The 1,634-nt window shown below is 49.6% G+C and carries 1 rRNA gene; it reads right to left on the reverse strand.

The window, feature by feature from the left end:
• Positions 1 to 1,470, reverse strand: a 23S ribosomal RNA gene (locus QZR30_RS27810); the annotation flags it as partial.
• Between the last annotated feature and the right edge of the window lie 164 nt (positions 1,471 to 1,634).

Below are 1,634 nucleotides of genomic sequence, written 5' to 3' on the forward strand. Positions count from 1 at the left end.
CAGCCTACCACCTTAAACTTGGACAACCAACGCCAAGCTGGCCTAGCCTTCTCCGTCCCTCCATCGCAATAACCAGAAGTACAGGAATATTAACCTGTTTTCCATCGACTACGCTTTTCAGCCTCGCCTTAGGGACCGACTAACCCTGCGTCGATTAACGTTGCGCAGGAAACCTTGGTCTTTCGGCGTGGGTGTTTTTCACACCCATTGTCGTTACTCATGTCAGCATTCGCACTTCTGATACCTCCAGCAAGCTTCTCAACTCACCTTCACAGGCTTACAGAACGCTCCTCTACCGCATCACTTACGTGATACCCGTAGCTTCGGTGTATGGTTTGAGCCCCGTTACATCTTCCGCGCAGGCCGACTCGACTAGTGAGCTATTACGCTTTCTTTAAAGGGTGGCTGCTTCTAAGCCAACCTCCTAGCTGTCTAAGCCTTCCCACATCGTTTCCCACTTAACCATAACTTTGGGACCTTAGCTGACGGTCTGGGTTGTTTCCCTTTTCACGACGGACGTTAGCACCCGCCGTGTGTCTCCCATGCTCGGCACTTGTAGGTATTCGGAGTTTGCATCGGTTTGGTAAGTCGGGATGACCCCCTAGCCGAAACAGTGCTCTACCCCCTACAGTGATACATGAGGCGCTACCTAAATAGCTTTCGAGGAGAACCAGCTATCTCCGAGCTTGATTAGCCTTTCACTCCGATCCACAGGTCATCCGCTAACTTTTCAACGGTAGTCGGTTCGGTCCTCCAGTTAGTGTTACCCAACCTTCAACCTGCCCATGGATAGATCGCCCGGTTTCGGGTCTATTCCCAGCGACTAGACGCCCTATTAAGACTCGCTTTCGCTACGCCTCCCCTATTCGGTTAAGCTCGCCACTGAAAATAAGTCGCTGACCCATTATACAAAAGGTACGCAGTCACCCAACAAAGTGGGCTCCCACTGCTTGTACGCATACGGTTTCAGGATCTATTTCACTCCCCTCTCCGGGGTTCTTTTCGCCTTTCCCTCACGGTACTAGTTCACTATCGGTCAGTCAGTAGTATTTAGCCTTGGAGGATGGTCCCCCCATATTCAGACAAAGTTTCTCGTGCTCCGTCCTACTCGATTTCATGACTAAGAGATTTTCGCGTACAGGGCTATCACCCACTATGGCCGCACTTTCCAGAGCGTTCCGCTAATCTCAAAGCCACTTAAGGGCTAGTCCCCGTTCGCTCGCCACTACTAAGGGAATCTCGGTTGATTTCTTTTCCTCAGGGTACTTAGATGTTTCAGTTCCCCTGGTTCGCCTCTTGCACCTATGTATTCAGTACAAGATAACCATCTTATGATGGCTGGGTTCCCCCATTCAGACATCTCCGGATCAAAGTCTGTTTGCCGACTCCCCGAAGCTTTTCGCAGGCTACCACGTCTTTCATCGCCTCTGACTGCCAAGGCATCCACCGTATGCGCTTCTTCACTTGACCATATAACCCCAAGCAATCTGGTTATACTGTGAAGACGACATTCGCCGAAAATTCGAATTTCTCAGTTAAGAGAACTCACAAATTTTACCTTAGCCTGATCCGTTACCAGTGAAAGTAACGTTCAGTCTATCTTTCTATCACATACCCAAATTTTTAAAGAACGA

This window comes from Pseudomonas sp. rhizo25 (assembly GCF_031931935.1).
In the GTDB taxonomy this organism is placed as follows: Bacteria; Pseudomonadota; Gammaproteobacteria; order Pseudomonadales; family Pseudomonadaceae; genus Aquipseudomonas; species Aquipseudomonas synxantha.